The organism is Pseudoalteromonas undina (genome assembly GCF_000238275.3).
GTDB lineage: Bacteria > Pseudomonadota > Gammaproteobacteria > Enterobacterales > Alteromonadaceae > Pseudoalteromonas > Pseudoalteromonas undina.
Window position 1 is genome coordinate 940,542 of record NZ_AHCF03000003.1, and the last position, 23,679, is coordinate 964,220.

At 39.7% G+C, this 23,679-nt stretch carries 16 protein-coding genes; 12 read left to right on the forward strand and 4 right to left on the reverse strand.

What is annotated here, in order from left to right:
• Window positions 1-306 precede the first annotated feature (306 nt).
• The 5 genes from pgi (at window position 307) to PUND_RS08115 (ending at window position 9,176) form a co-directional block, all read left to right on the forward strand.
• On the forward strand, window positions 307-1,953 hold the full coding sequence (pgi, locus tag PUND_RS08095; protein ID WP_010388485.1) for a glucose-6-phosphate isomerase: 1,647 nt from the start codon (window positions 307-309) through the stop codon (window positions 1,951-1,953).
• A gap of 236 nt (window positions 1,954-2,189) precedes the next feature.
• The gene (gene zwf, locus PUND_RS08100; protein WP_008113010.1) at window positions 2,190-3,662 is read left to right on the forward strand and encodes a glucose-6-phosphate dehydrogenase; all 1,473 of its coding nucleotides are present in this window, start codon (window positions 2,190-2,192) and stop codon (window positions 3,660-3,662) included.
• Between the two features lie 3 nt (window positions 3,663-3,665).
• A complete protein-coding gene (pgl, locus tag PUND_RS08105) occupies window positions 3,666-4,376 on the forward strand; it encodes a 6-phosphogluconolactonase (RefSeq protein WP_010388493.1) in 711 nt (236 codons plus the stop codon).
• Window positions 4,377-4,946: 570 nt separating this feature from the next.
• Complete coding sequence (locus PUND_RS08110; RefSeq protein ID WP_010388494.1) at window positions 4,947-7,565, forward strand: TonB-dependent receptor; 2,619 nt, start codon at window positions 4,947-4,949, stop codon at window positions 7,563-7,565.
• Between the two features lie 75 nt (window positions 7,566-7,640).
• Window positions 7,641-9,176, forward strand: a complete 1,536-nt coding sequence (locus tag PUND_RS08115) for a tryptophan halogenase family protein (protein WP_010388495.1) — start codon at window positions 7,641-7,643, stop codon at window positions 9,174-9,176.
• Between the two features lie 37 nt (window positions 9,177-9,213).
• On the opposite strand, the gene PUND_RS08120 is transcribed toward PUND_RS08115, so the two are convergent.
• Window positions 9,214-9,924: a DUF6445 family protein gene (locus PUND_RS08120; protein ID WP_010388496.1), complete on the reverse strand. Its 711-nt coding sequence runs from the start codon at window positions 9,922-9,924 to the stop codon at window positions 9,214-9,216.
• A gap of 296 nt (window positions 9,925-10,220) precedes the next feature.
• On the opposite strand from PUND_RS08120, the gene PUND_RS08125 reads away from it, so the two are divergent.
• The 5 genes from PUND_RS08125 to PUND_RS08145 all read left to right on the forward strand — a co-directional run bounded on the left by PUND_RS08125 (window position 10,221) and on the right by PUND_RS08145 (window position 16,860).
• A complete protein-coding gene (locus PUND_RS08125; RefSeq protein ID WP_010388497.1) occupies window positions 10,221-10,925 on the forward strand; it encodes a SapC family protein in 705 nt (234 codons plus the stop codon).
• Window positions 10,926-11,049: 124 nt separating this feature from the next.
• Window positions 11,050-12,090: an isoaspartyl peptidase/L-asparaginase family protein gene (locus PUND_RS08130; RefSeq protein ID WP_010388498.1), complete on the forward strand. Its 1,041-nt coding sequence runs from the start codon at window positions 11,050-11,052 to the stop codon at window positions 12,088-12,090.
• Window positions 12,091-12,218: 128 nt separating this feature from the next.
• A complete protein-coding gene (gene hrpA / locus PUND_RS08135; RefSeq protein ID WP_010388499.1) occupies window positions 12,219-16,106 on the forward strand; it encodes an ATP-dependent RNA helicase HrpA in 3,888 nt (1,295 codons plus the stop codon).
• A gap of 68 nt (window positions 16,107-16,174) precedes the next feature.
• A complete protein-coding gene (locus tag PUND_RS08140) occupies window positions 16,175-16,555 on the forward strand; it encodes a response regulator (protein ID WP_010388500.1) in 381 nt (126 codons plus the stop codon).
• 8 nt (window positions 16,556-16,563) lie between these two features.
• Entirely contained in the window at window positions 16,564-16,860 is a 297-nt protein-coding gene (locus PUND_RS08145; protein ID WP_010388503.1) for a PilZ domain-containing protein, read from the forward strand.
• Window positions 16,861-16,875: 15 nt separating this feature from the next.
• On the opposite strand, the gene PUND_RS08150 is transcribed toward PUND_RS08145, so the two are convergent.
• Window positions 16,876-18,066, reverse strand: a complete 1,191-nt coding sequence (locus tag PUND_RS08150; RefSeq protein ID WP_010388505.1) for a class I SAM-dependent methyltransferase — start codon at window positions 18,064-18,066, stop codon at window positions 16,876-16,878.
• Window positions 18,067-18,205: 139 nt separating this feature from the next.
• Here PUND_RS08150 and PUND_RS08155 point away from each other — a divergent pair, with 139 nt between their 5' ends.
• Together PUND_RS08155 and PUND_RS08160 are read left to right on the forward strand one after the other, a co-directional pair.
• Window positions 18,206-18,877, forward strand: coding sequence for an HD domain-containing protein (locus tag PUND_RS08155; RefSeq protein WP_010388506.1), 672 nt, complete (start codon window positions 18,206-18,208; stop codon window positions 18,875-18,877).
• On the forward strand, window positions 18,867-19,295 hold the full coding sequence (locus PUND_RS08160; protein WP_010388507.1) for a VOC family protein: 429 nt from the start codon (window positions 18,867-18,869) through the stop codon (window positions 19,293-19,295). Before PUND_RS08155 ends, PUND_RS08160 begins: the two co-directional genes overlap by 11 nt.
• Before the next feature lie 47 nt (window positions 19,296-19,342).
• Here PUND_RS08160 and PUND_RS08165 read toward each other — a convergent pair whose 3' ends face one another.
• Entirely contained in the window at window positions 19,343-20,338 is a 996-nt protein-coding gene (locus PUND_RS08165; RefSeq protein WP_010388508.1) for a response regulator, read from the reverse strand.
• Window positions 20,339-20,355: 17 nt separating this feature from the next.
• Window positions 20,356-23,667, reverse strand: coding sequence for a PAS domain S-box protein (locus PUND_RS08170; protein ID WP_010388509.1), 3,312 nt, complete (start codon window positions 23,665-23,667; stop codon window positions 20,356-20,358).
• Window positions 23,668-23,679: the final 12 nt, after the last annotated feature.

The following is a 23,679-nucleotide window of genomic DNA, read 5'->3' on the forward strand; positions in this document are numbered from 1 at the left end:
TTAATAAAAGAAAAAGGCCGACATGTGTCGGTCTTTTTTTTGCCTGCTTTAATCGAAGATTAATAAAATGTTCATTGTGCAGAGGGGGTGAACAGTTGTTAAATTCAATTTTTAATTTTATGATACCGGTGTCAAAAGCAAAAAATTGCGCTATTATCTGCATCAAAGCTTATAAAAATAACGCAATTTAGACCATTTAAGCTATAATGTTGGGCTTTGCTTTTTACAAAAATCGCTTGTTCAGTGTCGTAAAAAATAAAATAAAATGCTTAAAATCAATAGATTAATTAATTAGGGGATGTTTACATGGCGAGCCGTTCTGAGTTAGTAAGTTGGCAAGCACTAGAAAATAGTGCACAAAAGATGACACAAACACATCTGAAAACTTTATTTGCACAAGACGATTCTCGTTTTTCTCAATTCTCTACTCAAATTCCAGGTGTGTTGTTTGATTACTCAAAACAACGCATAGATGAAAACGTATTTGGTCAATTAATTTCATTAGCGAAAGAATGCGATATTGAAGCATGGCGTGAGAAAATGTTTACCGGTGAAAAAATTAATATCACCGAAGACCGTGCGGTTTTACATACTGCGCTTAGAAATCGCGCTCATACACCGCTTATTGTTGACGGCGAAAATATTACAGAAGCGGTCGATAGCGAACTTGCCAAAATTAAGACCTTTGTTGAAAAAGTGCGAAGTGGTCAATGGCTAGGTTATACCGGAAAAGCGGTAAAAGATGTGGTTAGCATTGGTGTTGGTGGTTCAAACTTAGGGCCGCAAACGGCAACTGAAGCACTTAAAGCAGTGGTTGATAAGCCATTAAACGTTCACTATGTTTCAAACGCAGATGGCGTACAAATTGCGTCAGTATTAGATAAAGTAGATCCTGAAACCACGTTATTTGTAATTTCGTCAAAGACATTTACTACCTCAGAAACCATGACTAACTCAAAAACAGCGGTTGATTGGTTTTTAGACAGTGCAAAAGATGATAGCGCTATAGCAAAGCATTTTGTTGCAGTAAGCACTAATTTAGAAAAAACTGCTGCATTTGGTATTAGTGACGAAAACGTATTTACAATGTGGGATTGGGTTGGCGGTCGTTTTTCACTTTGGAGTGCCATTGGTTTACCTATTGCACTTTATGCTGGGTTTGAAGCATTTGAGGCCATTTTAGAGGGAGCGTTTGAAGTTGATGAGCACTTTAAATCGGCGCCGCTAGAACAGAATATTCCTTTAATTATGGCGCTACTCAGTGTTTGGAATACCAGCTTTTTAGAGTTTGATTCGCAAGCTATTTTGCCATACGACCAAGCCCTGCATATGTTGCCAGCATATTTGCAACAAGGTGAAATGGAAAGTAATGGTAAACATGTAACCTTTGATGGACAGACAGTGCCATACACTACCGTGCCAATCATTTGGGGTATGACAGGGATAAACGGTCAGCATGCGTTTTATCAATGCCTGCACCAAGGTAATGTAATTGTTCCCGCTGACTTTATTGGCTCTGTAAAGCCTCAGGTTAACGTAGATAAGCATCACGATATTTTATTATCGAACTTTTTTGCACAAACCGAAGCACTAATGAACGGGGTCGATGCACAGCAGGTAACGGCTGATTTAACAGCCAAAGGGAAAACGCCTGCACAAATTGAAATGCTGCTAAAGCATAAAATTCACCAAGGAAACCGCCCAACAACGTCTATATTATTAGACACGATTGATGCAAAAGCGGTCGGTCGATTAATTGCACTGTATGAGCACAAGATTTTTTGTCACGGTATTATTTTACAAATATGCTCATTTGATCAGTGGGGCGTAGAACTTGGTAAAGGCTTAGCATCTAAAATTGAAGCTGAATTAACCGATGATAACGTGGTTAATGAGCACGACAGCTCAACACAAGGCTTAATGGCGTACTACAAACAATACCGTACGCAGTAACATATTCACTTATTACACAATAAGTAACCAAATACCTTTGAACGGGTAGCGCTGGAGTCCTAGGGCCTGTATTTTTGTGAGAGGAATTACAGTGTCCCTAGACCCATTTTTTATGGCGCATATAACGAACAACAATTAGTAGGCTTTGTGCTGAGGCCTACATTATCCAGATAATAAACCGCTATAACTGATTACCAATACGGTAGTGGCAGGTAGCATAAACGTAGAGAGTAACTATGCTTAATCCTTTTGATATTATAATTTTTGGGGGCGGTGGTGATCTTGCGTTACGCAAATTACTTCCTGCAATGTATCGAGCATATCAAGAAGGTAACTTACCGCAAGGCTCACGTATTTTGCCTACCGTGCGCGAACAAAGTAAATGCGATGAATACATCGATACAGCACACAAAGCGTTACAAGAATTTTTAAGCGAAGGCGAATATAACGCAAAAGATTGGAAATCGTTCTCAGACTTTTTAGTACCCGTAGTGAGCAATGTCACCGAAGCGGATGATAACTGGGATGTACTGAAAAAAATTCTAGATGAAGATGACAACGATAAATCACGAGTATTTTACTTATCTCTCCCACCTGCTGTTTATGGCACCTGTTGTGAAATATTATCAACGAAAAAACTAATTACTGCCAACTCGCGTGTTGTAGTAGAAAAACCAATTGGTTACTGCGGTGAGTCAGCAGAAGTAATTAATGCGAAAATTGCACAGTACTTTAACGAAGAACAAATTTTCCGTATTGACCACTATTTAGGTAAAGAAACGGTGCAAAACTTAATGGCACTGCGTTTTTCAAATTCATTATTTGAGAACATGTGGGATGCTAAATCGATTGATAATATTCAAATTAGCTTGTCAGAAACAGTAGGACTTGAAAGCCGTGCAGGTTTTTATGACAAAGCCGGTGCTTTACGTGACATGGTGCAAAACCACTTGTTACAACTACTTTGTCTAGTGGCTATGGAGTCACCACATAAGTTAAATGCTAACAGCATCCGTAACGAAAAATTAAAAGTATTAGAAGCTTTACGTCCACTTGAGGGTACAGATGTAGATAATCATATTATTCGTGGTCAGTACGTACCCGGTGATTTAAACGGTAAAATAGTTCCAGGTTACCTTGAAGAGCTAAACGAGGGAGCGAGTAAAACCGAAACTTTCGTGGCTATTCGTGCGCATATTGATAACTGGCGCTGGGCAGGCGTGCCTTTTTATCTGCGCACCGGTAAACGAATGGCGAAGCGCTGCGCTGAAATTGTGGTTGAATATAAAAAAGTATCGCATAACGTGTATGAAGACAGCGTAGGCAATATTGAACCAAATCGTTTGGTTATTCGTTTACAGCCTCAAGAGAGTATTCAATTAACGCTAATGTCAAAGCGTCTTGATAACTTAGATATGCAACTTGAACCTGTAACGATGAATATTGAATTGTCACAAGCGTATAGTAATGGTTTCCATTCAGATGCTTACAAGCGTTTAATGCTTGATGCAGCGGCTAATAATCCTTCATTATTCATTCACCGCGACGAAGTACGCCAAGCGTGGAAGTGGATTGATCCAATAATTGAACGTTGGCAAGAAAAGGGTAAACCTTCATTGTACCGAGCGGGTAGTTGGGGGCCTGAAGACGCCGATGAATTATTAGCAGAGAATAATCATGTTTGGTTTAACACCGGTGATAAGGCATAAATAATGGCAACGATAGTAGAGAAGTTTTTTGATGATAAAGCCGCTTTAACTGAGGAATTATCTCAGTCATTAGAACAAGCATTACGTAATGGTATTGAGGCTGATGGCCGTGCAGTATTAATGGTTTCAGGGGGGTCTTCACCTGAGCCGGCTTATAAACATTTATCTACCCTTGATTTAAACTGGGCTAATGTTGATGTTGCTATGGTTGACGAACGCTGGGTTGAGGTAAGTCACGAAAAAAGTAATGAAGCATTCATTAAGCGTACTTTGCTACAAAACCATGGGGCAGCGGCTAATTTTATTAGTATGAAAAATGCAGCAGCCACTGCAGAGCAAGGTGTTGATGAATGTGAGGTGCAGTTTCAAGCATTAAAACGCCCGTTTGATGTCACTATTTTAGGTATGGGTCCAGATGGACATACTGCTTCGTTATTTCCACATGCTCAAGGGTTGGAAAACGGATTAGATTCAAACCAACTTGTGTGTGCCATTAACGCAATTGAGAGTGATGTAACAGGTAGTATTACCGAACGAATGAGCTTAACGCTAAATGCAATTTCACAGTCTAAAGTAGTTAAATTACTTATTAGTGGCGATGAAAAGCTGGCTGTGTATAAGCAAGCGTTAGCGGGTGGTAATGTTAATGATATGCCGTTACGTGCAGTTCTAAATCAACCTGAGATCAACATTGAAGTGTATTGGGCACCTTAATTTAGTCTAAACTAGGTGCTTTAAAACCATGTTGTATTGATGGTTTAATGAAAGGTCAGTTGCTTTTGCTACTGGCCTTTTTTATTGCGACATGTTTTTGTCATTAATCTATTAATAACAAAGTGCTGTAAACATTTGAAGTTTAAATATTTCCCTTAAGCTAAGTACCTTTTTAATGCTCTTATATTTTTAAAAGTCACTAACTAAACTTATATTTATCAATAAAAACAGTAGGTTAATTTTGGTTCGGCGCGGAGTTATATAAGCCATCAATCTCATCTGCTATTCGCAATCTCTCTTATTTTAAATACATGAAGTATAAACACGTCATTATTTAAATACCTAGTATAGAGAGTAATTCTTGGGCGAACTCTGCTTTTTTATGAAATAATTAATCAATTTAAAATCAATGGCTTAATAATAATTAAGTTAAATTTCATACAAAAAGCGCGGAAAAATGTAGCAAAAATGTAATTTAGCATGTATGGTTTGTTACTACTATGACAGCGCTGTCATGGCGGTTAGGCAAAATGATAAACAAAACCAATAAAATGATTCGAGGGGAATCCTGTGTTAGCTAAAAATTTTAAAAAAAGCTTATTAGCAGTAAATATCGGCTTAGTTGTGGGAGCTGGCTTTACTGGTGCTGCATTTGCAGCCGATGAAGTTAAAGTTCAAGATGATGTTGAAGTCATTGAAGTACGCGGTATACGCGCTTCAAATAAAGAAAACTTAAACGGAAAACGTTTTTCTAATGCTGTTGTTGATGTTGTAACAGCGGAAGATGTTGGTAAGTTTCCTGATGGCGATGTAGGTGAATCTCTTGGTCGTATTTCTGGTGTAAGTGTATCTCGTCAATTTGGACAGGGTCAGCAAGTATCGATACGTGGTGCTTCAGCACAACTTACACGCACATTGCTTGATGGTCATACAGTTGCGTCAACAAGTTGGTTTGACCAACAAGCCGTAGACCGCAGTTTTAACTACTCATTATTACCTTCAGAATTAGTCGGCGGCTTAGAAGTTTATAAGTCGTCACAGGCTAATCTAGTTGAAGGTGGTATTGGTGGTACCGTTATTGTTAAAACACGTAAACCTCTAGATTTAGATGCAAACACTGTATTTGCAAGTGTAAAAGCTGATTATGGTACAGTTTCTGAAGAGACAGATCCTGAACTTTCTGGCTTATACAGCTGGAAAAATAATAATGAAACATTTGGTATCTTAGCGGCGGGTTCATTATCAGAAGTAGATTACCAACGTAACGGTATTGAATCATCAGGTGGTTGGAGTGGCGGTATGGCACCAACAACATTCCAACAAGCACGTGAACGTACAGCTTATAATGTTGCCATGCAATATCAGCCATCAGATTCGCTTGTATTAGGCCTGACTTACACCAGCTTAGAGCTAGATGCAAATAATGCTAACTCGCAAATAATTATCTTCCCAGGCGACGGCTCATGTGAGCAAACTAATGCTTCAGGTAATTGTGTCTCTCGCACAATTGACGGAAATGGCACTGCTTTTTTCCAAACATGGGCGCGTAAAGCAAGCATGAAGTCTGATACGGTTGATTTTGACTGGCAATATGATGCAGAGTCATTCACATTTAAAGGTCGCGTAGGTAAAACCAGTGCTGACAGTGACGTAACAACTGCAAACTATGGTATGTTTACTAATAACAATAGTGATCTAAATGGCTCTATGGATATGACTGGTGATGTGACTAAATTTAATTTAGCAAACCAATCTTACGATGCGAGCATTTTACCTGATACCATCAGTCCGCAAACATGGGCGCCTGAATATAACCCTGATTCAGATGAAGAAAGCTACTTAAACTTAGACTTCGAAATTCCACTTGATCTGGGCGTGGTTACTGCAATTAAAACTGGTTTAAGATACGCCGATCATAAAGTTGTCCAAGATAGCAATGCTGCTATTGTAAACCCAGATTTAGTGCCAAAGCGAAATGCAACAGCATACTACCCTGGTACAGTGACTGCCGGCGGTGGTTTTGTTATACCTGAACCTGATATGGATCTAATGATTGCTGATTCATTAGCAATGACTGAAGGTTATACTGCACGTCCACAAGGCTATGGCACCATTGAAGAAGAAAATTTAGCAATCTATGCGATGGCTGATTTTGACGCAGGTGGCATTCGCGGTAATTTAGGTGTGCGTTACATCTCAACTGATATTTCTTCAGATTACTATGACTTAAGCGATGAAGGTGTTTACGATTCTACCTTATCTACAGATAAAGCAGATTACAGTGAATTCTTGCCAAGCTTAAACGTCGTTATGGACTTAGCTGATAACGTAATTTTACGTACCTCGGCAGCACAAGTTATTTCTCGTCCTAATTACGCTGACTTATTTGCAACGCGTAACCTAGCTGGCTATACGGATAATCGCCCTTTAAACGAAGTTTTAAATACTGGTAACGTTGGTTTAAGCCCGTTTAAAGCATTCCAAGCTGACATTGGTGTTGAATGGTATTTTGATGACGATGCGATGTTAAGCGTCACTTACTTTACTAAAGAAGTTAGTTCGTTTATCTCTACACAACAACAAACCAATCAACAAATTGGTATTGATATCCCAGTTTATACAACTAACCCAGATGCAGGCGAACCACCATGTGGCGCGCAGCAATATGACTGTTGGACTGTGAGCTCTTCTACCAACGGCACAGGTGGTTCAATTGAAGGTATTGAGTTCCAAATTCAAGATTCGTTTGATAACGGCTTTGGTTATTCATTTAACTACACCTATTCAGATGCAGAAGCGCCAGCAGAAAATTACCCAGATCGTGTAGGCGTATTCTCTGACTCATCGAAAAATAGCTATAACGTGGTTGGTTTTTATGAAAATGATGATTTCTCTGCGCGTTTAGCATATAACTGGCGCTCAGAGTTTATTATTCGTGAAGCACCTGGTTGGTATGGTAACCGTGAACATCAAGCTTACGGACAGCTAGATTTCAGTGCAACGTACTCTGTAACTGACTACTTAGATGTTACTTTCGAGGGTATTAACCTAACAGAGGAAGACAGTATTCAGCTTGGTAATAATGATGCATCAACATCATTATCAAACCCTGATCTACTGAATGACTTCCCTGTATGGAGCTTTGAAGGTGAAGCACGTTATAAACTTGGTGTGACAATGCGTTTCTAATATGCTGAGTTAAAAAAGTAATCTAGGCCCAGCATTGCTGGGCTTTTTTATGTGATTAAACATCATTGGTGATTTATGGATATAAAAAAAGTGGCAATTTTAGGTGGTGGAACAGCTGGTTGGCTAGCTGCAAACCATATTGGCAAAGAGCTACTAAAACGCAAAGGTGTTTCTGTGACTTTAATTGAGTCACCCGATATACCGCCAATTGGAGTAGGTGAAGGTACAGTACCTGACATTAGAAACACGCTAAAAACTTTTGGTATTCGTGAAGATGAATTTATTCGCCAATGCGATGCAACGTTTAAGCAGTCGATAAAGTTCGTCAACTGGATGGATAAAAAAAAGCATGGAGAAGGTAATTTTTTTCATCATTTATTTGATGTACCAAGTCCCTACGATACCAAACACTTAACTCAATATTGGTTAAACGATAAGCAAACAACAAAAAGTCATGCGCAGTTCCTATCTTCTCAGCACGCTATTTGTGAGGCTGGTTTAGCCCCTAAAAATATCACTAATGCCCAATATGAGGGCGAGTTGGCTTATGCGTATCATTTTAATGCAGGGAAATTTGCGCAACTGCTAGCGTGTAATGCAAAAGATAAGTTTTCGGTGTCTCACGTACATACCAATGTAACTCAAGTAAAGCTTGCTAATGATGGCACAATAGCAGCGTTAGTGACTGACAGCGAAGGTGAACTTGAATTTGACTTTTATATTGATTGTTCGGGGTTTGAATCTTTACTGATAGATAAAGCTTTAAAAGTCCCTTTCGTTGATGTGTCTGATAGCTTACTGATAAATAGCGCCTTAGTTGTGCAAGTACCTACAAAAGAAGACGATGATATTCCGCCTTATACACTTGCTACCGCTCATCAAGCTGGCTGGATTTGGGACATTGCGCTTACAAATAGGCGGGGAGTGGGTTTTGTTTATTCGAATAACCACATGACCGACGAACAAGCACATGAAAAACTGGACCGTTATCTAGGGGCAAGTAAGCAAGACCTTAGCTATCGAAAAATCCCCATGAGAGTTGGTTATCGTAAAAAGTTTTGGCATAAAAACTGTGTCGCACTTGGCTTAGCGCAAGGATTTTTAGAGCCATTAGAGGCAACCTCCATTTTATTAACTGACTTTTCAGCGAAGTTTTTAACCCTACGTTTTCCATCATCAACAAAGCAGCTTGAACAGTTAGAAACGCGTTTTAATCACGCTATGGGGTATGCATGGGAGCGTGCTATTGATTTTATTAAATTACATTATTGTATTTCAGATAGAACAGATTCAGCTTTTTGGGTAGCCAATAAAAATGATGAGACTACCTCTGAGTCATTAAAAGAAAAGCTTAGTTTGTGGGAAGAGTTCATTCCAGTTAGAGATGACTTTTTCAGCCAGTTTGAAGTATTTTACTTAGAGAACTTTTTATTTGTACTCTATGGAATGAATTACAACACTAAGGCATCGCCTTGTTCAAAAGCAGAGCATGAACATTGTCTAGTGCGTTTACAACAACGAGCTGAGATTGATCAATACTTACTTAATAAGCTACCCAATCACAGAGCGCTTTTAGATAAAATTAAACAATATGGCCTGCAGACAATCTAATATTTTGCGAAAGGCGTAAGCGGTATATTCAAACAGCTCATCTCACACTTGCAAAAGAGGCTATCGAAAGACGGCCTTTTTTAGCATCGGCTAGGCAGCTCTGTTCAGAATAAATATTTGCACTGTGCAATAAGTTGCCTTGGTAAATAACAAGGCGGTTAAATTTAGCATCAACTTTAAAGACCTGCTCAAATAAACTGGTGCTGCCAGATAAATAGCCTTGATGTTCATCAGGGGCTTTTTTAACCTCATTAACTATATCTGCGAGCAGTGGCTTATGTTGTTGTTTAAATTCAATAATGTTTTTAGGTATATACTTATAAATACTTGTTCCACCAAGCTCCTCTGGCGATAAGTAATGTACAAATGCGTAATCTCTTTCATCACATGAATCAATATGCGGTACTTTTTGGTCAACAATTAAATTTGCAGGTTTGCATGAAACTAATGAAAGTAAACTTTTATGAAGAATAGACTCTTGATAATTTTTATTGTCTATTTTAGGCAGTATTTCATTTTGAAAAAACGCATGTAAAACCCTTAGGTAGGGTTGTGGCATATTGTCGCGAATGCCAGGATAGAAAGAATTGTCTGAAAACATAGGATTAAAATAGGCTATGTTATGGGCAAAATTCATTACACTATTGGTATCTAAAAGAAAATCATCTACAACGAAGGCTGATAGTTTAGTGCCTGGGATCATCAACTTTTTAATTATTAAGTTTGGGTTTACAGTTAAATTTTTCATTATTTAATGTCTATTTTTGATGGGCTTATTTAATTGAGAACTTTTTATTTAGGCACAAAATTAATATACCACCGAAGACAGCGTTGTCAAAGAGCGCTTTTTGAGCTAATTGTGTTTACGAATTTCTTCTTCAGTGGCGTTTATTGGTTATTTGTTGAAATAATAAGCGATAATGTTTTTGTTAATTATTAACGTACAAAATGACACAAAATTTTCACTTCCTTTTTGTCACCAAAACCATTAGCCTTAGGCCACTAACAGTAATAAATCAAATTAATAAATAACGGAGCAGTAACATGGCGGAGCAACAAGTACAGCCTTTACACAACGAAAAACATGCCAACACTAAAATTAAAAATGGCATCAACATCGAATTTATGAAAACTCAACACTTAGTGCCAGTGGTTGCACATGAGTTTGCGCGTATCGCCAATGAATTCCCAATGTCTTTTGTTAAAAATAACGAAACAGGTACTTTTCAAGCGGTTGCAATGTTTGGCCTAGAGCCAGGCGAAAATTTATTTATTGATGGCGACAAATGGACAGCATCATTTGCGCCTATGGCAACAACGCGTTACCCATTAGGTTTAGTAAAGCACCCAGAGCAAGATCAATTTGGTATCGTAATTGACGAAGCGAGCTCATTAGTTGGTGAAGAAGAGGGTAATGCATTATTCGAAAACGGTGAAGAAACTGATTACCTTAAGCGTCGTAAAGAAGCGTTAGTATCGTTCATTGAGTTTTCTCAAGTAACTGATGCTTTCACTAAATTCCTTGCTGATAAAGAACTACTGGTAGCACAAACGCTAACAGTTGATATTAAAGGTGAGAAAAAAGACATCAACGGTATTTACCTTATCGATGAGAAGAAACTAAATGAGCTAAGCGATGCAGACTTTCTTGAGCTTCGTAAGCGCGGTTATTTAGCACCAATCTATTCTTTCTTAACGTCTACACACCAAGTAGCACGTTTAGCACGTTTAAAAGCGCAACAAGCGTAACTTTAAACGAAATTAAAAAAGCGCCTTAGGGCGCTTTTTTTGTGCCATTAAACTCAGTTCACTTGAAAAACGCTTCATAACCATTCACATTGGTTTTAATCCTGTATTTATAAAAGAACACACAATGAAAAAATCACTATTATTAGGGCTCATTGCAACAAGTTTAATGGGGTTGAGCACGCAGGCATTGAGTGAAAACACAAATACGCCGTTTGCCATTGCGATTCATGGCGGTGCAGGCACGATTGAAAAAAGTAAATTTACGGCAGATCAAGAGCAAGCTTATCGCAATAAATTAGCAGAAGCTGTTGAGGCCGGATATAAGGTACTTGAACAAGGCGGAGAAAGCCTTGATGCAGTGACTACTGCCATTGAAGTACTTGAACAATCGCCTTATTTTAATGCTGGGCGTGGTGCGGTATATACCTATGAGGGTAGTCACGAATTAGATGCCTCTATAATGGATGGTCGCAATCGTCAAGCAGGCGCTGTGTCAGGTATTAAACATATCGAAAGTCCAATTAAACTTGCCCGGTTAGTAATGGAAAAATCAGTGCATGTGATGTTAAGTGGTCAAGGTGCAGAAGAGTTTGCCAAAGAGCAAGGCATTAGCCTAGTAGAGAACAATATATTTGATACTGAGCATCGTTATGAGGCTTTATTAAAAGCCAAAAAGAAACTCGAGGCGAGCAAAAATACCAGTAAAGATTATCAGGCAGCGCATAAAGCGTTACCAGTAAATTATAAAGTGGGCACGGTCGGAGCGGTGGCACTGGATAAACAAGGGAATTTAGCAGCGGGCACGTCAACTGGCGGAATGACCGCAAAACGTTTTGGTCGTATTGGCGATGCACCGGTTATTGGCGCAGGTACTTTTGCTGAAAATGCCTCATGTGCGGTTTCGGCAACTGGGCACGGCGAATATTTTATTCGTTATAATGTGGCAAGTGATATTTGTGCGCGAGTAAAGTACCAAGGTAAAACCATAGACCAAGCAGGTAATGAAGTAATAAACGAGGTGCTTAAACCGATAGGGGGCACCGGCGGTGTTATTATTATTGATACAAAAGGCAATATTAGTCTGCCGTTTAATACTTCAGGCATGTATCGTGCGAGTAAATCGAATACCCAAGCAACTTATGTAGGTATTTTTAGCGACGAATAAACGCAGTTAGTCATTGGCTGGTGGTTTATATAATAATCCGCTGATTGTTATATTCTTTACAGGATTAACCCCAGCCATTTAATTTGCTACAATCGGGGCTCTTTGACTAATTTTTATAAGGTATGCAGGTGGTAAACCTAGGTCAGTTATTTGGCGAGCTAAAAACGTGCTTAAAAAAAGATCAATTCAGTTTTAAAAAACGTCTTCACGGCGTTAAAAAAATCACCGACGAGGCAAAACTTACCAGTGCGCTTGAAAAAATTGCGGCTGATATTAGTCGTAGTCAAGCACTCAGAGAGCAGCGTTTAGCTGGGCTACCTAAAGTTACTTACCCTGAGCAATTACCGGTCAGTCAAAAAAAAGACACCATTAAAGAGGCCATTGCTAATAATCAAGTGGTGATCATTGCTGGTGAAACTGGCTCAGGCAAAACCACACAAATACCTAAAATGTGTTTAGAGCTAGGCCGAGGCGTTGAGGGCTACATTGGCCATACCCAACCAAGGCGTTTAGCAGCACGCAGCGTTGCCAACCGTATTGCAGAAGAAATGCAATGCGAGCTTGGCCAGCAGGTCGGTTTTAAAATTCGTTTTAGCGATCAGGTATCTAATAACAGTTATATTAAATTGATGACCGACGGTATTTTATTAGCTGAAATACAACAAGACCGATTTTTAAATCAATACGACACCATTATTATTGATGAAGCGCATGAACGTAGCTTAAACATTGACTTTATTTTAGGTTATCTTAAAAATTTACTCCCAAAACGCCCCGATTTAAAAGTTATTATCACCTCAGCAACTATCGACCCTGAGCGCTTTTCTAAGCATTTTGATGATGCACCTATTATTGAAGTATCAGGAAGAACGTTTCCAGTTGATGTACGCTATAACCCAATTAGTGATATTCAAAAAGAAGATATGGAAGCCGAAGGCGACCAACTTCAGGGGATTTTTGATGCGGTAGATGAACTTTGCGCCGAAGGTCCTGGCGATATACTGATTTTTTTAAATGGTGAGCGAGAAATACGCGATACCGCCGATGCACTAAGCAAGCGTAATTTAAAACACACAGATGTATTACCTTTGTATTCAAGGCTATCGAACGCTGAGCAAAACCGTATTTTTGCACCGCATTCGCGCCGTCATATTATACTCTCTACCAACGTCGCTGAAACATCGCTAACAGTACCTGGTATTCGTTATGTTATTGACCCTGGAACTGCGCGAATTAGTCGTTATAGTTATCGCACAAAAGTGCAACGTTTACCTATAGAGCCTATTTCGCAAGCCAGTGCTAATCAGCGAATGGGGCGCTGTGGACGTGTTGAAGCGGGTATTTGTATTCGTTTATATTCAGAAGATGACTTTTTATCGCGTCCTGAATTTACTGACCCTGAAATATTACGTACTAATTTAGCATCAGTTATTTTGCAAATGTTAGCCCTTGGGCTGGGTGATATGGCGCAATTTCCTTTTGTGCAAGCTCCAGATAGCCGAAATATTAATGATGGTTTAACATTGCTTGAAGAGTTACAAGCAGTAAAAGCGGCTAAGCGTCATCAAAAAACCAGCCTAACACAATCTGGGCGAGAGCTAAGTCGTTTGCCGGTTGACCCGCGTTTAGCAAAAATGGTGCTAACTGCACATAAACTGGGTGCATTGCGTGAGGTGATAGTTATTGTTGCCGCGCTTTCAATTCAAGACCCCCGCGAGCGACCACAAGAAAAACGCCAAGCCGCGAATGAAAAACATGGTCGCTTTGACGATCCAGACTCTGACTTTATTGCCTTTTTAAACCTGTGGAATTATTTAGAAGAGCAGCAAAGTGAGCTGACTAACAGCCAGTTTAGAAAGTTATGTCAAAAAGACTTTTTAGCCTATATGCGTATTCGTGAATGGCAAGATATCGTTTATCAAATCAGCACTGTGTGCAATGAAATGAAAATGAAAGCCACCACTAATGTCGCAGACAGTGAGCTTATTCACAAAGCACTTTTAAGTGGCATGCTTAGTCACATCGGTTTCAAAGACGAAAAGCAGCTATATAAAGGTGCGCGTAATAGCCAATTTCATATTTTCCCAGGCTCAGGCTTATTTAAAAAGAGTCCAAAATGGATGATGTCGGCTGAGTTGGTGGAAACCAGTAAACTCTATGCTCGTATTAATGCCAAAATTGATGTGAACTGGGTAGAGCCGTTCGCTCAGCATTTAGTAAAACGCAGCTACACAGAACCCCACTGGGAGAAAAAGCCCGGTGCGGTCATCGCCTTTGAACAACAAACTCTGTATGGCTTATTAATTGTTAATAAACGCCGCTGTGTGTACAGCAATATTGACCCTAAAGTAAGCCGAGAGTTATTTATTCGCACAGGGCTGGTTGAACAAGAGCTGGGGCTCAATGAAGGGTTTTTACAATATAACCGCGAATTAATTGAAGATATTCAAGTGCTCGAGAACAAATCTCGTAGGCGCGATATTTTAGTTGATGAACAAACCTTATTTGAGTTTTACGAGAAAAAAATACCGAACGATATTAATAATCGTGCTGCGTTTATTAAGTGGTATAAAACACAAAAACAGCAAGACAAACACTACCTGCACATGACGCGAGAAGAGCTCATGCAGCATGGTGCAAGTAGCATTACCGAATTTGACTATCCAGATACATGGCAACAAGATAACTTAATGTTGCCGCTTACTTATCATTTTGATCCAGGCCAAGCAGTTGATGGTGTTGCCGTGCAGATACCGGTTGCGCTATTAAACCAAGTTCAAGAAAGTGGTTTTGATTGGCATATACCGGCATTTCGTCATGAGCTAATTTGTGGGTTAATCAAGTCATTGCCAAAGTCACTTCGCCGTAACTTTGTCCCTGCGCCTAATTATGCCGATGCGGTGTTAGCGGCCATAGAGCCTCTACAAGGCTCGTTAATCGACTCACTAAGTAATCGGTTATTGCGCATGACTGGCGTGCGAGTCGACCCCGAGGCGTGGGATTTAACAGCCCTTGCTCCTCATTTAAGATTGCAGTTTGAAGTACGTGATGAAAATGACCAACTTCTTGCCCGTGGGCTCGATTTAGCTAAGCTTAAAGCGCAGCTTCAAGGTAAAGTGACAGACACCTTATCTAAAGTGGCCGACAAAGGCATAGAAAAAGCCGACTTAACCCAGTGGGATTTTGGTGAGTTACCAACATCCTATGTGAAAAAGCAAGGTCAATACGAAATTAAAGCCTACCCAGCGCTGGTGGATAAAAAATCAACGGCCGCAGTAGAGCTATTCGATAACGAAATAAAAGCGCAATTAGCGCACCAGCAAGGTTTACGTCGTTTAGTACTGTTAAACGTGCCATCACCTATTAAATACCTGCAGCAAAACCTACCAAACAAAGCTAAATTAGGATTGTACTTTAATCCTTTTGGTAAAATTGCCGATTTAATTGATGACTGCATCGCATCAGGCGTTGATAGCCTATTAGTTAAATATGGTGATATTCGCACAAGTGAGGCATTTGAAACGGTTAAAGAGCATATTCGCGGCGAGTTAGGCGATACCGTTGTGGCCATTGCTACACAGGTTGAGCAAGTGCTGAGTATTGCGCATGCACTGCATAAAAAAATGAAAGGGCGTGTAGATTTAACTATGATCACCGCTCATGGGGATATTAAGTCCCAGCTAGAATCACTTATTTTTAAAGGCTTTGTCAGTCAACATGGTGCAGACAAACTCGGCGATTTAATTCGTTATTTAAAAGCGATTCAAAAACGCCTAGAAAAACTACCTGTTGACCCAAATCGTGATAGATTATGTGTGTTAGAGCTTGAAAAAGTAGCGCAAGAATATAAAAAACTAACGAATAAAACACCTAAAGGAATGCCATTGCCTACTGATGTTGAGGCTATTTTTTGGATGCAGCAAGAATTACGCGTATCCTTATTTGCACAAACCTTAGGTACGCCTTATCCAATTTCAGCAAAACGTGTGTTAAATGCGATAAAAGAAATTGAATAATCTCTTTATTCTCTATTAAGCTAAGTAAGTTAACAGAGGGACTAACTTGAGAAGGAAATGACATACCTATGTCCTCATTAATAAAACACAGAGCGCGACAGTTGTTAGTGGTTGATGATGAGTATTTCAATTTTGAAATACTCAAAGCAGGGTTAGCATCAACATTTGATTTGAGCTATGCTGATTCTGGTAAAAGTTGTTTAGCATCTGCGATTGCAAATCCGCCCGATATTATTTTGCTTGATGTGTGTATGCCAGGACTCGATGGTTATGATACGTGTCGCATACTTAAACACACGCCAGAGACAAAAAACATTCCGGTGGTCATGATATCTGGACTTGAGTCGGAGCTTGAGCAACAAGCAGGCTTTGACGCAGGGTGTGATGCTTACGTTGTAAAACCTTTTTCTATCGCTGTACTACGAGAAAAAATTAATAATATTGTGTAGAGGGAATTATGTTTACTGAAGATAAGCGAAACTATAGACGTATGCAGGTTAACACGCCAGCAAAGTTAACCTCAATAGAGCCTGTTGCTGGGCTCAGTTATACTGGCACATGCCTTGATTTAAGTGCAACGGGTCTTTCATTACAACTCGATGATTTGTTAGAGCTTAACTCAATTTTATCGGTTGATATTGCATCAACACACCCGAGTATTGCACCATTGAAAGCCACCGTTAAGGTGATACGTGCCAGCACCGAAGAGGATGGCACGATAACCGCAGGGCTTGAAATTGTAGAGTTTAACTAACTACTTAATTAGTTTTTAGTAAACCTTACAAATAAGCCCTTTAAGGTAAAAGCCTTCAGGATAGCTGCCTGCAATGGGGTGGTCAGCTGCTTGATTTAAGCGCTCCATGATCAGTAAATCCTTACCTGCATCAAGGGCTGCATCTGCGACTACTTTTTGAAACAAGTTTTGTTCCATTAAACCAGAGCATGAGAATGTTAGCAAAGTGCCGCCGGGCTTTAATATTTGCATCGCAATCATATTGATGTCCTTGTAACCGCGACACGCCCCAGTTAACTGCGCCTTGTTATCGGCAAATTTAGGCGGGTCCATAACGATCGTATCAAACATCACCCCGTCTTCACGGTATTGGCGTAATAATTTAAAGACATCTTGTTTTACAAAGTCGACTTTATTTAAATCAAGGTTGTTATGCTCAACATTGCGCTTTGCTGTATCAAGTGCTGGTTGTGAAACATCAACATTGGTTACATGTTTACAGCCACCGCGAAGGGCATAAAGAGAAAACGTTCCCGTATAACTAAAGCAATTTAATACGGTTTTGTCTTTTGAAAAACGCTCCAGTGCAGCACGGCTATCTCGTTGATCTAAATAAAAACCAGTTTTATGGCCTTCAAGAATATCCACTTCAATTTTTAAACCATTTTCTTCAATTATGACAGGCTCAGTGGGTTCACTCCCCCAAAGCACACCCTTAATAGGCTCAAGCCCCTCTTTAGTGCGAACATCTACATCTGAGCGCTCATAAATAGTAGAGCCTGGGAAAATAGCCATTAAAGCGCCAACAATTTCACCTTTATGACGTTCTGCGCCTGCGCTTAGTAATTGACACACAATTACATTATCAAACTTATCTATGGTAATACCGGGTAAGTAGTCTGATTCTGCTGCACATAACCTAAAGCCGGTAAGTCCACCTTCTTCAATTGCATGGCTGCGAGCTTCTAAAGCACGGCGAAGACGACGCTCAAAGAAATGTTGATCAATCACTTCTTTTTCGTCAAAGCTCCAAACACGAGCACGTATTTGTGAATGAGGACTGTAAGCTGCGGTGGCTAAAAATTTACCCTCACTGTCGTGTATGGTTACCGTGTCACCTAATCCAGGTTTACCTTTAATTTTTTTGATGGCTTTAGAAAATAACCAAGGGTGTTTTCTTTTTAATGATTTATCGCGACCAGCTTGCAGGTAAACGGCAGATGACATAAGGCTTCTCTGTAGTAATAAATAAGCGCTGTATTTTAGTCAAGGCTCGCGCAACATACAATGAATGTTTTGCAAGGGGCTTATAAATCGCGGTAAAGTAGCCATTATTAACTCGTTTAAATAGATTTTTGGAAATTCGGTGGACAATTCAGCTCTTAGCCCCTCATTACAGCAACTTAATCAGCAATGCAGAGACTTTATTACATCCTTAGTACATGCGGATGTTGCCCATGATATTACCCATATTGAACGGGTAGTGCGTGTTGCTGTGCAGCTATGTATAGCAGAGCAGGCTGATATGGCGATTGTATTGCCTGCAGCTTGGTTGCATGATTGTGTCGCAGTGGCTAAAAATCATCCAGATAGAGCAAGGGCATCAACAATGGCCGCGGATAAAGCGATTAACTTTTTAGCGTCTATTGGCTATGATGACGCGCTATTTGATGATATTCACCATGCCATTGCCGCACATAGTTTTAGCGCCAATATTGCTATTAAAACGGTTGAAGCACAGATTGTACAAGATGCTGACAGAATGGATGCCTTGGGTGCTATTGGCGTAAGCCGTTGTATGAAAGTAGGCGGCTCTATTAGTCGATTATTATACAACCCCGATGATCCATTTTGTTTAAACCGAGAAGCAGACGATAAAAAATACACCCTAGATCATTTTTTTATTAAATTACTGCATATTGCCCAGAGTATGAATACTCCTTCTGCAAAAGCCGAAGCACAAAGACGCACTGCATATATGCACGACTTTTTAGCTCAGCTTAAATCTGAAATTGGTGAACAACGCGATGACACCTAAACTTTCGGGAATTGATCATTGTCATTTAAATGTTCAAAGCCTCAACCAAGCTATTGAGTGGTATGAAAAGGTGCTTGGTTTTACCGTAGTAGAGCAGTTAGCCTTTTGGAATGAAGAGGGAAAAGGTCCTTTAACACTCGAAGATGAAAACGCCACTACACGATTGGCTTTATTTGAAGGCGATGGGCGTAGTAAAGGAATCGCTTTTGCTGCAACAGGGGAGCAATTTGTTATTTGGCTCAAGCATCTTGAGCAGCACCAAGTGAAAACCATATTGGCTGATCATGGCGTGACATTTTCAATGTATTTTAAAGATATTAGTGGCAATAGCCATGAGATCACGTCCCATGACTATCGTATTATAAAACAGCATTTTCCGGCTGTAGCTTTAGGCTCTCACAATGCCAAAAGAAGCTAGGGTCAGTTGCACTTTGCGCAGTAATATTTGCTCAAATAAGGGGAGATTTAATCGCGCTCTTGATGGGCCTTTTTTATCGCTAGAACAGCGTCTATCTGACCAATAAAAAGCTCAACTAGATGTGGGTCAAAATGTTTTCCCGCTTGGTGCTGCATATGTTCTATTGTTTGCTCAATGCTCCAAGGCTCTTTATAAGGGCGTTTTGATGTGAGTGCATCAAATACATCAGCAATCGCCACAATCCGTCCCTCAATCGAAATTTCTTCGCCTTTCAATCCATTAGGATAGCCAGTGCCATCCCATTTCTCATGATGTTCAATTGCCAGTACGTGGGCAAGTTGCAACAAAGGGGAGGGTGAGTTGGCCAATATTTTAGCTCCTATAGCAGCATGCTCTTTCATGTGTGCAAATTCGTCTGGAGTTAATTTTCCTGGTTTTAATAATATTGAATCAGGAATGCCTATTTTTCCGACATCGTGCATTGGTGCAGCTTGGCGCAATAACTCAGCGTGTTGCTCATTCATTCCTAGCGCTAAAGCAAGTACCTTGCTGTATTGACTCATTCGAGCAATATGTTCACCCGTATCGGTATCTTTGTACTCTGCAGCGCGCCCCAATCGTTCTACTAAGTCTACATGTGCTTGTTTTAGCTGCTCGGCTTGTACTAAAGAAAGATGTGTTTTTACCCTTGCCTTTACAATAGCAGGACTAATAGGTTTGGTTATGTAATCAACTGCACCTAAAGAAAACCCTTCCGATTCATCTTGCTCTTGTGTAAGTGCGGTAACAAAAATAACTGGAATATGTGCGGTTGTAGGATTAGTTTTTAAAATTTTACACACTTCAAAGCCATTCATATCTGGCATCATAACATCAAGTAAAATGAGGTTCGGTGGATCGTTTTCAATTAATTGCAGTGCTAATGGCCCCGATTTAGCGAACGACAAACGGTAGTTACTCGCTAGAACCTCGCGCATTACTTTTAAATTCGCAGGTTCATCATCGACGATTAATATTCGCGCCTGACTTATAGATTGATCCATCGTCGTCCTCAGAAGAGCTAATTATTAAGTGTTGTTAATAATGCATTGAGCTCTATTTTTGCATTATCAAATTCAAATTCATTAAACTGTTCACAAATGTTTAAAATAGCATTTTTATGCTGTTCTGGTGTTATTTTCTCAATATAACTTAATAACGTATCGTCCAACTCTGCTCGTTTAGCTTGGCTAAGTAAAAGCGTTAATTGGTGAATAAATTCAGCATTTGACACGGTTACTTTTTGTAATTTATTCTCTTTAGGAGCAAAATGTAAATGTGATAATTCATCTGCTAGTTGTTGCCACTCTTGTTGGCATTGTAATATGCATTGGGCATAAGTAGCTACATCACGCTGCTTTTCAGCTTGAGCAACTAAGTCAGACAAATTATTAAGCGCTAAGTTACCTGCAAGACCTTTTAAATTATGCAGAATTTGAGCATGGTGTTTATCGTTTAGCTTATTGGTCGCTAAGGTTTGCATACTATTTTGATGCTGAGCTAAAAAGAGCGCGACTTCTTTGAGGTGTTTTTCTTTACTGCCCCACATTTTCTCACCTTTAGCTAAATCTATACGGAGTTTTGAGTCAATCGGATCTGCAGTTTCTAACTGGCTTATAGCAAGCCCAAGCACTCTTGCTATTTCGTAGTTGAGCTGGTTTATGTCAACGGGTTTAGTTGTAAATCCATTCATACCCGCTTGTTTGGCTGTTAGCTTGTCTTGCTGTAGCACACTGGCTGTTAAAGCAATTATTGGGGTTTGCTCTAGTTGCTTTTGCTGCTCTAAAGAGCGAATTGATGCCGTAGCACTGATCCCATCGCATTTAGGCATATGAATATCCATTAAAATAATATCAAAGTGATGTTGATTAAATATTTCAATGGCCTCAAAGCCATTATTAGCCTTTCTTACCTGATGCCCAGCTTGTGAGAGCATAATGGTGAGTAGCTCAATATTTTGTTCAATGTCATCGACCACTAAGATTTTTAATGGTGGTAAATTAAATACGTTTTTACTAATGAGCTGTACCTGACTTTTCTCGCCTTTTTCAAGCGCGACAGTAAAGCAAAAGCAGCTACCTTGGCCAAGGGTACTTTGTGCATATATATGGCCACCCATTAACTCAACCAGCTGTTTACTAATCGTTGTTCCAAGCCCTGTGCCACCAAATCGGCGAGTTGTGGTGCCGTCTGCTTGCTCAAAAGGTTTAAAGATAGCCTCAAGACGATCTTTTTCAATACCTATACCTGTGTCTTGTACTTCAAATAAAATAGGTTGATTGGGGTTATGAGTAACCGACAAAGTAACATGGCCTCGTTCGGTAAACTTTATCGCATTGCCGATTAAATTGGTTAGCACTTGGCGTAAACGCGTATCGTCACCAAAATAAAATGGATTCACATTGTCAGCTATTTTTAAATTGAGTTTTAGGTCTTTACGTTTTGCATCCAGCCAAAATGTAGACACAATATTGTCGAGTAATTCTTGCAAGTTAAAATGTACATTTTGAATTTCGAGTTTGCCTTTTTCTAACTTTGCTGAGTCGAGGATATCGTTAAGTAAGTGCAACAAAGAACGCGCGGCGTTATTAACAGTAATTATTTGCTTCTGTTGATCTTTATTAAGCGGGCTATCTATCAAAATATCACTAAAGCCAATAATTGCATTCATGGGGGTACGTATCTCATGACTCATATTTGCCATAAAAGACTGTTTAGCTTGCGCGGCTACTTCAGCCTCGTATTTAGCTTGTTTTAAGCTTTGCTCATATTCATAGCGTTTGGTTATATCAACCAAAACGCCATCAACCCAGCGGGCATCATTTTTAGAGCCTGTGACAATACTTGCTTGATCCAGTACCCAAATAATATTGCCGTTGCGATGGCGAATGCGGTATTCAATTGAGTATTGATTGGTTGATGCAACCGCTTGATCAATGGCTAAAGAAATAGCCGCTTCATCTTCTTTAACAATCAGCTCGGCAAAGGTAATACGCTGCTCAGTAAACTCTTCAGCGCGATAACCCGTTAGTTCATAGACGCTTGGGCTTATAAACAACATACTCCAGTGTTCATCTAACAAGCAGCGAAATACAACACCGGGCATATTGTTCATCAAGGTACGATATTGTCGCTCTTTTTCAATTAAGCTTTGTTGTAATGCTTTTTGCTCAGTTAAATCGGTAATAAAGCCAACAAATAGTGTTTCAGTTTGCAATTGCTTTACTTCACCAATCCCTAGTCGAATTGGAAATTGATGACCATTTTTATGTTTTGCCCACACATCACGATTAACGCCAATTACACGCTTTACTTCATGGTTTGTGGTGTTTTTTAAAAAAGCATCGTGTTGATTAGCAATATCATCAGCCATCAATATTTTTACATTTAGGCCAATGACCTCATTATCTTTCCAGCCAAAAATCGTTTCTGCGGCCTTATTAAAGCTTAAAATGGTACCTTTAATATTGATAGTGACGATGCCATCAATAGCAGTTGATAAAATAGCATCAAGGCGAGACTCTTCAGCAGATTTTTTACCTAACAGCATTCTGTAGCGGATCATACCATTGATGATCACAACCACCGCTGTTAATAAAAGCGTGGCGAACGAAACACTAATAGCAATAAAGGTTAGATGTGATTGATTTGTTTGCTCGTTAATTATCGGAGTGGTTGCAATAAATCGCGCAGCGGCCATGCCCATATAATGCATGCCAGCCACGGCAAGCCCCAGAATAAGCGCACAAATAATACGATTATGCACCGGCGTTAATTTTTTAAAGTGTGCAGGTAAATGAAAACGTACATAGAGGCTGATGAAAGAGAGCAGCACTGCTACAACAATTGAAGCGCTAAACCACATTGGATCATAACGAAGTAATGGACTTAATTGCATTGCAGCCATACCACTGTAATGCATGGTGCCAACACCCGCGCCAAATAAAAGTGAGCTTAGAATTAAATTGATAATACGAGGGTGGGTGCTATATGTTTTCAAATAAGAAAAAGCAATGGTACACGCCAGTAAAGCCGGTATAAACGACACAAAAGTGAGTGTGGGATCGTATTCAATTGTAGTGCACAAAGAAAATGCGAGCATAGCAATAAAATGCATACTCCATACCCCCCCAGCAAGCACTAAAGCTGCAGTTACATTGGCCAGCTTACGATAAGACTTAAAGTGAGTATTATTTGCTAAATCGATAACGTGAAGGGAAAAGTAGGCTGCAAAAATTGCGGTGAGTATAGATAGTGTCACTAAACTTGGGTCGTATACACCATTAATAACCAGACTTGGATCTGGTTGGTTTATAAAAAAATTAGATAGCATCAATCATTCACA

What these genes read in the sequence shown, in the direction of transcription:
- pgi (WP_010388485.1), top strand. Translation starts at nt 307, where the DNA reads ATGGCGAGCCGTTCTGAGTTAGTAAGTTGGCAAGCACTAGAAAATAGT.
- zwf (WP_008113010.1), top strand. Translation starts at nt 2,190, where the DNA reads ATGCTTAATCCTTTTGATATTATAATTTTTGGGGGCGGTGGTGATCTT.
- pgl (WP_010388493.1), top strand. Translation starts at nt 3,666, where the DNA reads ATGGCAACGATAGTAGAGAAGTTTTTTGATGATAAAGCCGCTTTAACT.
- PUND_RS08115 (WP_010388495.1), top strand. Translation starts at nt 7,641, where the DNA reads ATGGATATAAAAAAAGTGGCAATTTTAGGTGGTGGAACAGCTGGTTGG.
- PUND_RS08120 (WP_010388496.1), bottom strand. Translation starts at nt 9,924, where the DNA reads ATGAAAAATTTAACTGTAAACCCAAACTTAATAATTAAAAAGTTGATG.
- PUND_RS08125 (WP_010388497.1), top strand. Translation starts at nt 10,221, where the DNA reads ATGGCGGAGCAACAAGTACAGCCTTTACACAACGAAAAACATGCCAAC.
- PUND_RS08130 (WP_010388498.1), top strand. Translation starts at nt 11,050, where the DNA reads ATGAAAAAATCACTATTATTAGGGCTCATTGCAACAAGTTTAATGGGG.
- PUND_RS08140 (WP_010388500.1), top strand. Translation starts at nt 16,175, where the DNA reads ATGTCCTCATTAATAAAACACAGAGCGCGACAGTTGTTAGTGGTTGAT.
- PUND_RS08145 (WP_010388503.1), top strand. Translation starts at nt 16,564, where the DNA reads ATGTTTACTGAAGATAAGCGAAACTATAGACGTATGCAGGTTAACACG.
- PUND_RS08150 (WP_010388505.1), bottom strand. Translation starts at nt 18,066, where the DNA reads ATGTCATCTGCCGTTTACCTGCAAGCTGGTCGCGATAAATCATTAAAA.
- PUND_RS08160 (WP_010388507.1), top strand. Translation starts at nt 18,867, where the DNA reads ATGACACCTAAACTTTCGGGAATTGATCATTGTCATTTAAATGTTCAA.
- PUND_RS08165 (WP_010388508.1), bottom strand. Translation starts at nt 20,338, where the DNA reads ATGGATCAATCTATAAGTCAGGCGCGAATATTAATCGTCGATGATGAA.
- PUND_RS08170 (WP_010388509.1), bottom strand. Translation starts at nt 23,667, where the DNA reads ATGCTATCTAATTTTTTTATAAACCAACCAGATCCAAGTCTGGTTATT.